The following is a 13,752-nucleotide window of genomic DNA, read 5'->3' as shown; positions in this document are numbered from 1 at the left end:
TTAAAATGTAGCCGAGCGGGTTAAACATTTGAACTTGTTTTTTTTAAATTGTAGTTTTGGTCTTCACAATCAAAACTGCGGTTTGCTGATCAACAGGTATACTTTAAGTCCGCTGAGGTGGATATTCTTTTTGGTTTTATTCCTTTCCCCGGATGTTTTGGGGCAATCCGGTATTGGACAGTTCATGAACTACGGGGTTAAGGACGGCTTATGTGAAGCTGTTTGCAGCGGTATCGCCCAGGACAGCCGTGGATTTTATTGGATTTCTACCCAGGGCGGGATCAGCAGGTTTGACGGAACGAATTTCAAATCCTACTATCCGAGTGAAATACTCGGAGAAAAACAGGTGCTGGATAATTCACGGGTTTTCTTCGAAGTCGCCCCGAATCGAATGTTGCTAACTCTCGGAAACGGAAAAGCATTTATTCTCAATTGTATCTCGCAGGAATTCACCCCGGTGAAAAGCTTAAGGAACCGCCATACCCTGAATGTTGAAAGAACAGCAGATAACCGTTTCCTGGTTTCTTCAACCGATACCCTTTTTATTCTGGATGCTTCTTTAAAGATTATTCAATCGGTAATCCCGCCTTTGAAGAAAAAGGGATTTGGAATACAAATGAAATTGCTTGGGAATTCAAAATACCTGGTTTCATCGGCCAAAGAGTTTTTTGTTTTTGATGCCCGATCCCGGAAATTTGAAACGTTTAAACCGGAATTACCCTGGGATGGACTATTCAATACAGGGTATGAGGCAATGTATGTAGACCAGTTCCGCAAACGCATTTACTTCCTTAATTTCTTCAAAGGATTATTTGAAACCGATTATCGGGGTAAAGTGCTATTCAACTGGGATGCCGGGATGCTGCAGAAAGACTTGTGTGGTTTATTGAACCAAATGATTCCGGACAGAAATAGCAGGCACATGGTCTGGGCCTCCGGAAACCAGGGAGTAGCTTACCTGAACCTTATTTCCCGCCAGGCAAGTGTATTCAAACACGATCCGCTGATTCCGTTCTCTATCTCGAATGAATTGGTGACAAACTTATTTATCGACCGATACCAAAACCTGTGGGCTGCTACCTACAAAGGTGTGAGTGTAATGAATAAAAACAGCATCCTGATCGATGAATGGGATTTAAAAACCAGCTCGGATGAACCCCTGATGAATGTGTGCCGGATATCTGACAGCGAGCTGATTGCCGTAAAATATGGCTACGGAGCTTATCGCCTTTGGGAACATAACAGACGATTTGAGCCATATCACAAAAAGGAACTGAAAGATTCCTGGTTTGTTTTCAGAGATGGAGAGCAATTAATTCATGGAGGAAGAGGTGTTATTCTGAAAGTGGTGAACCTGCAGTCGGATAAAGTAACGGAATTGAGTTTCTTAAAGAAGTATTTCAGTCAGTCGGAACTTGTTTGTCTGGGTTTTCTTAGCAGAACAGGAGAATGGTGGTTTAGCGGTAACTCCGGCGGAGGTTTGGTGAGATACAATCCTGTTACAAAGAAAGCCATTCATTTTTCAAGAAATAAAGCATCGTTTTCAGGATCTTATTTTACCAGTTATTCGGAAGCTCCGAACGGGGATATCTGGTTTTCGAGCAATAAGACACAGATCCTCACACATTGGATCAAAGCAAGCGATAGTTTTGAAGAGATCAACTTTGCGGATATTTTTGAAAAACAACACCAGAGCATTATCCAATGCCTGGCAGCAGATAAGCTTGGGAATATCTGGATTGGATTTGAGGGGATGGGATTGGTATGCTACCACATATCATCGGGAAAAACGATCTTCTACGGAAAGAAGGAGGGAATTCCATCCAATTTTGTTTACAACCTTACCTTCGATGATCAACAGCGTTTGTGGGTTGGAACAAGGAAAGGTTTGGCATGTCTGGGTTCAGATCGAAAAACGGTCCAACATTTCGGCCTGGCAAACGGTTTTCCATCCGAGCACTTTGACCAAAGTTCCTGGTTTGATCTTCAAAAAGGAACCGTTTGGATTGCCTCAGATAATTATTTGCTGCGTTTCCTTCCAAAAAAGCTTTTAAAAACAGAAAACCGGAAATTGCAGGTCTTCCTGGATGAATTCCTGGTCTCCAATCAAAAACAAGCATTGGATCCTGTGAAAACGCATGACTTTCGTCCGTACCAAAATACGGTACAGTTTACTTTTTCCACTTTGAACCCTTTAGGAAAAGAACAAATCGAGTACAGTTACCTGCTGGAAGGTTCCTACGGGAAATGGATCTCACTCGGAACGAACTCCAGTGTGATATTTCCGTCACTTCCTCCGGGAGCTTATAAATTCCACCTTCGGGCAAAAATCCCGGGTACCAAAAATTGGATTTACCTGGAAGAACCGGTGCGTTTCGAGATCGCTACTCCCTGGTTCCGTTCCTGGTGGTTCAAATTGCTGGTTATTTTATTGAGTGCAGTCATTATCTTTTTAATAACACGCATTTATTTCCAGCGGAAAATAGAAAAACAACGGGCTGTATTGGAAAGACAAAAAGCCGTGCAGAATGAAAGAGACCGGATTGCTTATGATATGCACGACGACCTTGGAAGTGGTTTGACCAAAATTTCCTACTTAAGTAAAGAGGCAATCCGGAAGGATGGAAACCGTGCAGAGTTGGACCGAATTCATGAAACCTCGGTGGAATTGGTGAAGAACATGAGCGAATTGATTTGGGCTATGAAAGTAGAAAATGATTCCCTGGCCGATTTGATGAGTTACCTGCGCTATTATGCCATGGAATATTTTGAGACCAGCGGGATTTCAGTTCAAATGGAATTGGATGAGTTCCGGGAAGATCAGCAGATATCCGGAGAGATCCGCCGGCAGGCGTTTCTGATCTTTAAGGAAGCATTACACAACATCGTAAAACACGCACAAACAGAACGGGTGCTTATTCAAATTCGTGCCGAGGGGGAGAAACTATCTATCCTTATTCGCGATTACGGAAGAGGATTAAAACCTGAATTGGAAAGAAACAGAAGCGGGAACGGGATGAAAACCATGCAGGAACGCATAAGCCGACTGAAAGGAAGGATGGAATTGAAGAATAGTGAAAACGGTGTAGAATTACTTTTCGAGATCCCGCTTTCCTGATCATTCAAATACTTCCTGATTCCAGGAAAAAATCAACCGTTTGTTTCATTGTGCCATAATCGTTTAAATGCGTAATTTGTAACCGTTATGATTGGGATTTGTATCATAGAAGACATTGTAGACATCCAGCAGGGATTGCGATCTGTGATTGAAAGCGATGAACGCCTGCATTGGATACGTTCGTTCGAAACGGCTGAAGAAGCCATTGAACAGATCCCGAAATTAAAGCCCGATGTTGTTATTACAGATATCAATCTTCCCGGAAAGAACGGCATAGAATGCGTTTTTGAGCTGAAGAATATAGATCCGGGAGTCCAGTTCATCATGTTCACCATTTACGAAGACAACGACCAGGTTTTTGAAGCATTGAAAGCAGGGGCAACCGGGTATATTCTCAAAAATACTGCCCCGGAGAAGATAGTGGAAGCCATCATGGAACTGCACGAAGGAGGAAGCCCGATGTCGCCCAAAATAGCCAGAAAGGTATTGCAGTCTTTCAGTAAAGTGGAGAATCCGGTCTTGCAGCTGATCTCTAAAAGAGAGCGGGAAGTGCTCGACTTATTGAGTAAGGGTTATCTCTACAAAGAAATTGCCGATCAATTGAATATCACCCTGAGTACCGTAAAACGCCATTTAAACCACATCTACGAAAAACTGCAGGTACAGAATAAAACCGAAGCAGTGAACAAATTATATGGGAAATAGTTCACATGTTCACATGTTCAAATGATTTTTTTTAAACACCATTCAAGATTCCATTATTCATTGAACTTTTTGAACGTTTCTATTTTTTGAACATGCTAATAAAATGAACCGAATGGTTGATTGACAGCTGCTTATGCACCCGCTAATTTTGCTCAAAACAAAGTTTATGAAGAGAAAGATGAGAGTAGCAAAGTTGTTGGTTTTAGCGTTCGGGCTCATGTTGATGTCTGTTGATTGTTCAAAGAAAGAAATTCCGGAACCAGTACCGCCGGTTCCTGCAACCTGTAACATTGTTGAAGTAAATCCGAATGGAGGAAGTACCACGATTTCCACACCTACCACCTGGACAGCAGGAAATGTATACATTGTAAGAAGCCCGGTTACGGTAACCTCTGTTTTGACGATCGAACCGGGAACAATCATTAAATTGGATGTAGATGCGCAGATTGAAGTGATCAATTCGGGGAAAATTGCCGCTAACGGAACAAATACTCAGCGCGTTGTTTTTACTTCCATCAAGGACGATAGTTATTGCGGGGATTCTAACGGAGACGGAACGGCAACTACAGCCCAAAAAGGAGACTGGCAGAATATTTTTCTGAACGGTGGAAGCGGGAATACGTTTACTTATTGTGATTTCCTGTATTCGGGAAGAAATGACGGTGGTTACTACAATGCAGTTGTGATTTCTGTTGCTGGTCCTTCATTTACCTTTGATCATTGTACTTTTGCGCATACTCAAAGCAACACAAGCTCATCGTCGGCTTATGTTTTCCATGGAGGAAGCTATATGAACGATCCTTCTGTTTCTGTATTTACCAATAATGTTTTCTACGACAATGACCGACCGCTTTACTGCAGTTTCGATTATACGGTGAATACCAATAACGTTTTCCACAACCCGGAAAATCCGGCAGAAAAGAATACCCGAAACGGGATATTTATGTGGGGCGGGATCGGTGAATCGGTCAGCTACAATGTTTCGGAAGTACCATATGTTTTACTTACAAATTTTAGCGGCGGTGGAAGCGGTGCTGTGCGAAACATCAATATCGGCAACAATGTTATCCTGAAGTTTACACAGTCTTCCTACGGAATAGCAAGGGGAACAGACAATCATATCAATATGGGATCAGGTGTCATATTCACGTCTTATAAAGACGATGCCAATGGCGGCGATACCAACGGGGATGGAAATGCAAGTTCACCGGCTACCGGAGATTGGGACGGTTTCTGGGATTATGCATCCAATTCCTGGGTTTCAGGATCCTATATTTTATATGCGGCACATTAAGAACCTATGACCCGATTCCCACTTTAGTTTAAGTATAACGGTTAGGTAGCAGCGAGCGGTCGGATTAGTGTAAGTGGTCCGGCCGTTTGCTATTCCTTAATTTTTCACTACACGTACCGTTTCTTTAAAGGCTTTGGATTGAATAATGATGAGGTAGAGTCCGCTGTTCAGGTCATTCAGGTCAATTTGCTGGCGGAATGCGCCCCTGGAAACCTTCCCGGAATGGATTTCGCGGATAAACTTCCCACTTGCATCGTATAACCGGATATCCATACGCTCTTTTTCCGGAACCTGGATTTCAAGCGTGGTACTTTCTACCGCAGGATTTGGGAAGGTTAGTGCCTTGAATTCAGTCGGATAGGGAACACCGTTCTCATCCAGTTCCACGTCTTTGGTGGTTTCTTCTAAAAAGGTGGCATAACTGATAGAACCGATTCCACCGAGAATGTGTTCCTCAATAATTTCTTCTGCTTTTGGTTCCGGTGGCGGTGCTTGAACAAATGGCACGTAGTAAGCTCCTACAGTGTAATATTCCTCAGACCGTACGATTTCCGGAGGTGCAGGTTCCGAGAGCGAATCAATTGCCGGTGCGGTCTCCATTTTATCCGTTTGTTCAGAAGCGATATTGTAGGCGATCTGCTGCACAGATTCGATTTTGCGCTGGTCTCTTTCATCCTCGCAGCTGAAAAGTGCCAGTCCGAAAACAATCAGCAATGCAGCTATAAATAATTGCTGTGGATTGCGTTTTTTATGAGAAAGCCAGGCTTTAAATTCTGCATTGAGTTCATCCTCCTGACGGGTGGTCATCCGCACACAAAGCGATTGACCGCTCAATTCCAGCAAAGTCGATTTGATCTCATGATTGGATTTATTACTGAAATCATGCACGTGTTTAGCGCATTTCTGGCAGAAAGCTCCTTTTTCGCTCGGAGTCATTCCGTTCCAATCTTCCGTACAAGGTGTTTGGATTCCGAAAGTTTTCATAGCAGCTGCATTTTGGTTTCTAAATTGTTGTCGGTAAGCAAGATGCAAGCTAAAATGATTTTCCATAAATTTTCTTAAAAAGATTTAAAGTCCCGGGTATCATTGATTAAAATGTGGTGGAATAGAATTGAAACGGACCTAAAATGATATCTTTGAGGCAAATTGAGAAAAACATGATCCAGCGCATACAAACCGTTTACTTTTTATTGGCAGCTCTATTGGTTGCGGCAACCCTTTTCGGAACAGATCTGTTCGCTTACCACCAGGCAGATGATTTTCATGCAACAGCTTATAAATTGTTTAAAGGGGAGGATGTCTTTAAAAAAGTAGATTTCTGGATGCTTTCGGTTGTGCAGATTGTTTTTGCGGTGATGATTATATTCTCGTTCAAAATGCGACACCGTCAGATTTTCTTAGGATGGATTTTACTGATACTGAATATTTTTAGTACTGCATGGATCGTTTTGGGTGCTGTGGTAGAGCCTTCACAATGTACAACTTGCGGTGAAGCGGCAACGAATCTTTCTTTTGGTATTACATTCTATTCGCATGCTATTGCGTTTGTTTTTGTGTTCTTAGGAATTCGTGGAGTCCGCAAAGACAAGAAGACGATTGATTCTTTGAATCGCTTGAGATAATTTTGAAATAATAATAGACAATTGAGCATGTAGGGGCGAAAAATTTTTCGCCCCTACATGCTATAAAAAAAATCAAACAACATGAATTTTCTTTCCGTTGAAAACCTGACGAAATCCTTCGGTGACCGCGTAATCTTTTCAGATATTACTTTTGGGATTGACCAGGGAGATAAAGTGGCCATTGTGGCAAAGAACGGGAATGGTAAAACAACCTTGCTGCGTTGTTTGATGAACCTGGAACAAATTGATTCGGGTCGTGTTGTTTACCGGAATGACCTGCGTGTAGCATTTATGCAGCAAACAGAAAACCTGGATGAGAACCATACGATCCTGGAAGCGGTTTTTTCACACGATATGCCTGAGTTGCAAATCGTGAAGAAATACAACCAGGCTTTGCGCGAAGGAAATGAAGAGGCGATTCATGCTTGTTATGAAGAATTGACAGAACTGAATGCCTGGGACATGGAAGTGAAGGTGAACCAGATCCTTTCTGTACTGAAATTGAATGATACGAGTTTGCTGGTAGGAAGTCTCTCCGGGGGACAGAAGAAACGGGTAGCACTTGCCCAGGTTTTGGTTGCCGAAGCGGATTTTTTAATCCTGGATGAGCCAACCAACCATTTGGACCTCGACATGATCGAATGGCTGGAAGAATACTTGTCCAAATCAAAATCCACGATCCTGATGGTGACACACGACCGCTACTTCTTAGAAGTGGTTTGTGATACGATCTATGAATTGGAAGACAAAACAATCTATAAATACAAAGGAAACTTCTCTTATTACCTGGAGAAAAAAGCGGAACGCCAGGAACAGCTTCAATCCACAATCGATAAAGCCAGAAATACCTTCAAGAAAGAATTGGATTGGATCCGCAGACAACCGAAGGCTCGTGGTACGAAGCAAAAAGCACGTATTGAGAATTTCCAGGACGTTAAAAAAGTAGCCAGTCAGCGTATTGATGAAGACGAGATTGATATCCCGGTGAAAATGGAGCGTTTGGGTTCTAAGATCCTGGAATTGCATAAAATCGGGAAATCTTACGGGGATAAGATCATTTTGGATAATTTCTCCTACAACTTCCAGCGCAAGGAACGTTTGGGAATTGTGGGGAATAACGGAACGGGGAAATCGACCTTCCTGAATATGATACAGGGCAGGGAAGAGGTTGATAAAGGAAAAGTAGTTACCGGGGAAACGGTTGTTTTTGGCTACTACAGCCAGGAATTGATCAAAGTGGATGAAGACAAAAAAGTGATTGATGTGATCCGCGATATCGCCGAGTTCATTCCTTTGGAAAAAGGACGCCAGCTTTCCGCAGCTCAATTCCTGGAAAAATTCCTGTTCCCGCGTCACATGCACTACAACTTTGTACACAAATTGAGTGGTGGTGAGAAAAGACGTTTGAAATTGATGACCGTTTTGATGGCCAATCCGAATTTCCTGATCCTGGATGAGCCGACAAATGACCTGGATATCTTTGTAATGAGTGTTCTGGAAGATTACCTGAGAACTTTTGAAGGGTGTTTGATCGTTGTTTCGCACGACCGTTACTTTATGGACAAAATGGTAGACCACCTATTTGTTTTTGAAGGCCAGGGAGCGATCAAAGACATCATTGGAAACTATACCGAGTTTAGAAAACAGACTGCAGCCGATTACAAAAAAGAGAAGCAGGCAGATGATAAGCCGGTTGAAGTAGTGAAAGTGAAACAGATCTCAGAAGAAGCTCCGAAAGAGAAGCGCAAACTATCGTTTAAAGAAAAGAGCGAGTTCGATCAGATCGAGAAAGACCTGGAGCGCCTGGAAGAAGAAAAAATGAAATGGACGAATGTATTGTCTGATTCTTCAGCAACAACCGAACAATTGATGGAAGCCGGTGAGAAACTGAATTCCATTGTTTCTGAAATCGATGAAAAAACCGAGCGCTGGATAGAATTGTCGGAGTTCGCGTAGCACACCAGTAAGCTCGCGAAGAACAGATGATTATTTTTATTTCTTAAAATAGATGAATGGGGCAATTGTCCCATTTTTTGTATGCACGAATCAAGCTTTTTGGAATTGTTTTAAAATAATTTTAGACAAGACTAAAAATAGTTTTATATTTGCGTAAAATAATTTTCGTGAAGTATATACTTGTTTTCGGTTTTTGGGGAAGTTCATTTGTAACGATGAGTCAGAATCAGTACTCTGATTCCTTAAGAACACTTCCTGATTCCCTGAAAGAAATAGAGGAGATAACTGTTACGGGAAGCCGTGTTGCTCAATCCAAAAAGAACAGCGTTATTTCCGTTTCTACCCTGGACCAAAAATTATTTAGAGCTATTTCCGCGTCATCTATTTCCGATGCGCTCAAATTCTCTCCTGGTATCCGTATGGAAACAAATTGCCAGACTTGTAACTACACACAAGTAAGAATGAACGGTTTGGGAGGTTCTTATTCCCAGATCCTGATCAATGGTCGTCCGTTGTTTTCTTCCCTGATGGGTTTATACGGATTAGAACAAATTCCGACGAATATAGTAGACCGGATAGAAGTGGTAAACGGGGGGGGATCTGTTCTGTACGGTTCGAACGCCATAGCAGGAACAATCAACATCATTACCAAACACCCGGAATACAATTTTATCGAAGTTTCCGACAAGCTTTCCCTAATCCCGAACGGGCCGGTAGAACAGGCTTTTCAATTGAACGGAGGGTTTGTTTCCAAATCCAAAAAGAGCGGATTTTTATTCTCCGGGATGAATAAATTCCGGGATGGGTACGACCGTAACGGAGATGGTTTTACGGAAATTCCAAGGGTAAACAATTCTTTGCTGGGAATCAATGCGTTCCGGAATATTGGCAGATCCGTTGAACTGCATGCTGATTTTTGGGTCCTTCATGAACAGCGGCAGGGAGGACAGTTTTGGAACGGAGATCCGCAACAGGCAGATCAAAGTGAATTCAGAAATCAGATTACCAGCATCGGGCAGTTCTCCGGATTATGGAAATCACGCAATAAGAAATGGAACCTCCAGGCATATACCGGATATCAAAAAACAAACAGGCATCACTATACAGGCCTGGACCATGCTGAGGCGTGGGGAAAAACCAACAATATTACCTGGCAGTCGGGACTTCAGTTCAACTTTACACAGCGCTTCGGGGAGAAGAGTAAATCGACCCTGGTTGGAGGTGTGGAGCATTATTATGACTTCATGCAGGACGAGATCCGGGGATACGATTATTACATCAATCAACACATTACGCAATTTGCAGGTTTCATACAGGAACAATTGGATTTGGGTGAGCTTTGGTCATTCGTGGCAGGATTAAGAACAACCAACCATTCCAACCTTCAGAACCTGATAGTGACTCCCAGAGCTGCTGTTTTGTTTAAACCGAACGGACAGTGGCAGTTTCGCCTGTCTTATGGAAATGGCTTTAAAGCGCCGCAGGTCTTCGAAACAGATATGCACATTGCATTTGCGAACGGTGGAATTTCCCAGATTCGCGTAGATAAGGATTTGAAAAGCGAGAAATCACATGCATATTCCGCGCAGGCAAATTGGAGTAGAAGAAGGAAACGCATGTTGTATTCCTCCGAATTCACACTTTTTCACACACAATTGCTTCATTCTTTTGTTTTGAACGAAATTCCGAGTGATGATCCGAACAAAACTCTGCTCCTGCGAACCAATGGTTCGAATGCGGAAGTAAGTGGTTTGAGTGAATCCGTTCGGGTACGCTGGCATAAGTATTTGCAGGTTGACGTGAACGTAACTTACCAGGAATCGCGCTTTACAGAAGCGCAGCAATGGTCGCTGGAAGTGGAACCGATCAAAGCTTTTCTGAGAACTCCGAATGTATATGGCTCATCCACAATTTCTATTTTCCCGGAGGGAAGCTGGTCGGGTTCGCTAAGCTGCGTGTACACGGGAAGCATGCTGGTGCCGCATTTCGGAGGTGCTCCTGAATTGGACAGCGATATTATTTTGAAAACGAAATCCTTTTGGGATGTAGGAATCCGCGCAGAAAGAGCGATACACATCCATAAATTTGAACAAACAGTAAGGATAGGAGCCGGAGTTCAAAACTTATTCGACAGTTATCAAAGCGATTTTGACACCACCAAGTACCGGGACAGTAATTTCGTGTACGGTCCGCCAAAACCACGAACTGTTTTTGTGGATTTGAAATGGGTAATTGGAGGGAAACATTAAATCGTAGTAACGCGAAGCAATGATTCATGATTTGTTTTTTCAATCAAATCCGTATCCCAATCACACAAACATCATCCACTTGTTCCAATTCCCCTTTCCAATTCTCGAAGGTTGTTTCCAGGTGTTCTTTTTGTTCTTCCATCGGACGGTTGTGAATGGCCAGAATGGATTCTTTGAATTGTTTGTATTTGAATTTCTTTCCGTTCTCACCGCCAAACTGATCTGCATAACCGTCGGTGAATAAGTAGATCGTTGTATCGGACTCCAAAACCATGGAATGCGTATTGAACGGTTTTTCATCAGCATACGTCCCGATTGGCTGCTTGTCCGGTTTCCATTCGATGATTTCATTGCTTTGTGCAGGAACAACCCAGAGTGGATTATTCGCTCCGGACCAGAGCAGTTCTTTGGTTTTGACATTCAAACAGCCCAAACTGATATCCATTCCGTCCTTTACATTTTCAGCGCTTTTATTGAAGGTAGAAATAACCAATTCACGTGTTTTATCCAGGATCTTTCCGGGTTCAACCAGGTTGAATTCCAAAACGGAACGGTTTAGTGCATTGCAGCAGATGACACTTACCATTGCACCGGGCACGCCATGTCCCGTACAATCAGCGGCAGCGAAGAACAAATAGTCTTCCGAAACTGAGCCGTTCGAAACCGTATGTTTTTCCAGCCAGTAAAAATCCCCGGCAACAATATCCTTCGGTTTGTAAAGAATGAAACTTTCGGGTAAGGTTTTATGCCAGTAATCAACAGCAGGTAAAATAGCGTCCTGGAGGCGTTTCGCATACGTGATCGAATCAAGGATTTCCCGGTTTTTGTATTCCAAAGCGTCCTTCTGATCTTCTACCAGGTTTTTTTGTTCCAGGATAATTTTATTTGCCTTGTTTTTCTGTTTTAGCGAGCGGAACAATAAGAATCCAAGTCCGATGAAAACAATCATGCTGGCCGCGAAGAAGTATTTTTGAGTTTGCTCACTTTTGATCTGTTTTTTCTGGTTCTCAATTTGGATCTGCTTCTTTTCCGATTGGTATTTTTCAGTCAGTTCGGAAAGCTGACGTGCATTTTCCAATGAGAAAATAGAGTCTTTGATAGTTATATAGGTCTTGAGAACATCAAAAGCAGCTTTATCATTTCCCATGGCATGATGCACATTGGCCAGGTGCATATGCGTAGCCATGACGTTTGCGTTGTAAATGTTATTGGCATTCCGAATACTTGCCTCGATAAGCGGAAGTGCTTTTGCATATTGTTTTTGCTCATAGTAAGCCAGTCCTAAATTGTCCGTCCAGGTAGTCCCTTTTGATGCAGATCCCAGGATTGAAATGGCTTTTTCATAGTATTCGATGGCTTTCGGATAGTTTTTCTGTTTCATGAAAATATTGGCGTAATTCCCATAAACGTCCGGATCAACCGTTCCCAGCCGGTTCATAATATCCATGGCCTTTTTGATGTAGACTGTCGCCGAATCAAGTTGGTCTTCGAATTCATAACAGATGCTGATGTTTTCGTAAATGATCAGCTGTCCCTGCAGGAAATTGTTCCGGATGAAAACTTTGTTGGAAGCGTGGAATTTTTCAATGGCTTCTTTGTTGCGCTTCAGATCGCGGTAAAGGATCCCGATATTGGCTTCACTTTTTGCAACTCCCATTTCGTCATGCGCTTTTTTGTAATAACGAATGGACAACTGATAGCACTCGATCGATTTCGGCATGTTTCCGGCTTCGTCCATTAGAATTCCAAGGTTCTTGTAAGCCAAAGCGATCCCGGGATTGTACTTCAGTTTTTTAGCAAGTTTCACATTCCCGAAAAGCAATTTTTCCATTTGTTTCGGATGTGAATATTTGAAGGACCAGGAAATCTCATTTTGAAAGATGACTTTATTGGTGTCGTCTTTCATTTTTGAGCATACAACCAGTATGGAGTCGAGCTGTTTTTCTGTTTGTGAAAAGGAAAATGTCCAAAGTAAAGTGAAAAATGCTGCAAGGACAGCTATTCTTTGTTTCATAAGTAAGGTAGCGCTAAACGTAATTTCGAATTAAAATTAATAAAATAGTCATCAATGCGTTTTGATTTCCTTTTTTGAAGGAAAGTTTCATTATTTTGGTTTAAATCTGTTAGATTTTATACTTTTAAATAAAAAACATGATCTCCCGAATTGTCTTCTTATTAATTCTTTTTAACGGTTCTTCCCTTTCTGCACAGGTTTCCGATAGCGAAATGGAAAACATGAAAACCAAATGGCGTGCAGGATTAACCGTGAAAGCCAGGAATTTAGAAGAGAAAACAACATTTAAGGAAGGAATGAGTGAATTCGCGGATTCAATTCAGCGTTTGTTCCTTAAAGATACTTTTATAGTCGAAAATTTGTACCGCAAGCAGCTGGATGCGGACGCCACTACTTTAGGAATGAACAAAGCTGCGCTTGCCTGTGCTTCCGAATATGAATTATTGATTGATAAATATTACACTATTCTTTTGGATAAAATGAATCCGGAAGACCGGGAATTAGTGATTTCCTGGCAAGCTAACTGGAAAGTACTCATGGAAAAAGAGCGCGCTTTGACGGGTAAATTGATGAAGGAGGAATACAGCGGAGGCGGAAGCATTCACTCACTTACCTACACCAGCCGCCTAATGAATGCGCAAAAAGAACATGTACTGATCCTCATTGATTACCTGACTCATTTAATTTAATTCCATGAAAAATACACTAACCATTTTTCCTGTCTCTTATACACATCTCCGAGCCCACGAGACTAAGGCGAATCTCGTATGCCGTCTTCTGCTTGAAAAAAAAAA

At 42.2% G+C, this 13,752-nt stretch carries 9 protein-coding genes; 7 read left to right on the top strand and 2 right to left on the bottom strand.

Features of this window, described 5'->3' with window-relative positions:
• The first annotated feature begins 34 nt into the window (after positions 1-34).
• The 3 genes from QZT69_RS13895 (at position 35) to QZT69_RS13885 (ending at position 5,117) form a co-directional block, all read left to right on the top strand.
• Positions 35-3,118, top strand: a complete 3,084-nt coding sequence (locus tag QZT69_RS13895; protein WP_294675610.1) for a two-component regulator propeller domain-containing protein — start codon at positions 35-37, stop codon at positions 3,116-3,118.
• 87 nt (positions 3,119-3,205) lie between these two features.
• Positions 3,206-3,823 carry a response regulator transcription factor gene (locus tag QZT69_RS13890; protein WP_294675609.1) on the top strand — a complete coding sequence of 206 codons (618 nt, stop codon included), beginning with the start codon at positions 3,206-3,208 and terminating at the stop codon, positions 3,821-3,823.
• A 166-nt stretch (positions 3,824-3,989) separates the two neighbouring features.
• The gene (locus QZT69_RS13885) at positions 3,990-5,117 is read left to right on the top strand and encodes a hypothetical protein (protein ID WP_294675608.1); all 1,128 of its coding nucleotides are present in this window, start codon (positions 3,990-3,992) and stop codon (positions 5,115-5,117) included.
• A gap of 96 nt (positions 5,118-5,213) precedes the next feature.
• Here the strand turns inward: QZT69_RS13885 and QZT69_RS13880 are convergent, their stop codons facing one another.
• Positions 5,214-6,101, bottom strand: a complete 888-nt coding sequence (locus QZT69_RS13880) for a T9SS type A sorting domain-containing protein (protein ID WP_294675607.1) — start codon at positions 6,099-6,101, stop codon at positions 5,214-5,216.
• Between the two features lie 173 nt (positions 6,102-6,274).
• Between QZT69_RS13880 and QZT69_RS13875 the strand changes: the two genes are divergently transcribed.
• The 3 genes from QZT69_RS13875 to QZT69_RS13865 all read left to right on the top strand — a co-directional run bounded on the left by QZT69_RS13875 (position 6,275) and on the right by QZT69_RS13865 (position 10,944).
• Positions 6,275-6,739, top strand: a complete 465-nt coding sequence (locus QZT69_RS13875; RefSeq protein WP_294675606.1) for a DUF4293 family protein — start codon at positions 6,275-6,277, stop codon at positions 6,737-6,739.
• A gap of 81 nt (positions 6,740-6,820) precedes the next feature.
• Positions 6,821-8,695 (top strand): ABC-F family ATP-binding cassette domain-containing protein, encoded by a 1,875-nt coding sequence (locus QZT69_RS13870; protein ID WP_294675605.1) that lies wholly within the window; start codon positions 6,821-6,823, stop codon positions 8,693-8,695.
• A gap of 167 nt (positions 8,696-8,862) precedes the next feature.
• Positions 8,863-10,944 (top strand): TonB-dependent siderophore receptor, encoded by a 2,082-nt coding sequence (locus tag QZT69_RS13865; protein ID WP_294675604.1) that lies wholly within the window; start codon positions 8,863-8,865, stop codon positions 10,942-10,944.
• Between the two features lie 43 nt (positions 10,945-10,987).
• Here QZT69_RS13865 and QZT69_RS13860 read toward each other — a convergent pair whose 3' ends face one another.
• Positions 10,988-12,958 carry a tetratricopeptide repeat protein gene (locus QZT69_RS13860; RefSeq protein WP_294675603.1) on the bottom strand — a complete coding sequence of 657 codons (1,971 nt, stop codon included), beginning with the start codon at positions 12,956-12,958 and terminating at the stop codon, positions 10,988-10,990.
• Positions 12,959-13,095: 137 nt separating this feature from the next.
• On the opposite strand from QZT69_RS13860, the gene QZT69_RS13855 reads away from it, so the two are divergent.
• Positions 13,096-13,647: a hypothetical protein gene (locus tag QZT69_RS13855; RefSeq protein ID WP_294675602.1), complete on the top strand. Its 552-nt coding sequence runs from the start codon at positions 13,096-13,098 to the stop codon at positions 13,645-13,647.
• Positions 13,648-13,752 lie beyond the last annotated feature (105 nt).

The sequence above is a fragment of the uncultured Fluviicola sp. genome (assembly GCF_902168135.1).
Classification (GTDB): domain Bacteria; phylum Bacteroidota; class Bacteroidia; order Flavobacteriales_D; family Crocinitomicaceae; genus Fluviicola.
The sequence above is the reverse complement of the archived record's forward strand: the minus strand, read 5'-3'. Positions and strand labels throughout refer to the sequence as shown.

What these genes read in the sequence shown, in the direction of transcription:
- QZT69_RS13890 (WP_294675609.1), top strand. Translation starts at nt 3,206, where the DNA reads ATGATTGGGATTTGTATCATAGAAGACATTGTAGACATCCAGCAGGGA.
- QZT69_RS13885 (WP_294675608.1), top strand. Translation starts at nt 3,990, where the DNA reads ATGAAGAGAAAGATGAGAGTAGCAAAGTTGTTGGTTTTAGCGTTCGGG.
- QZT69_RS13880 (WP_294675607.1), bottom strand. Translation starts at nt 6,101, where the DNA reads ATGAAAACTTTCGGAATCCAAACACCTTGTACGGAAGATTGGAACGGA.
- QZT69_RS13875 (WP_294675606.1), top strand. Translation starts at nt 6,275, where the DNA reads ATGATCCAGCGCATACAAACCGTTTACTTTTTATTGGCAGCTCTATTG.
- QZT69_RS13870 (WP_294675605.1), top strand. Translation starts at nt 6,821, where the DNA reads ATGAATTTTCTTTCCGTTGAAAACCTGACGAAATCCTTCGGTGACCGC.
- QZT69_RS13860 (WP_294675603.1), bottom strand. Translation starts at nt 12,958, where the DNA reads ATGAAACAAAGAATAGCTGTCCTTGCAGCATTTTTCACTTTACTTTGG.
- QZT69_RS13855 (WP_294675602.1), top strand. Translation starts at nt 13,096, where the DNA reads ATGATCTCCCGAATTGTCTTCTTATTAATTCTTTTTAACGGTTCTTCC.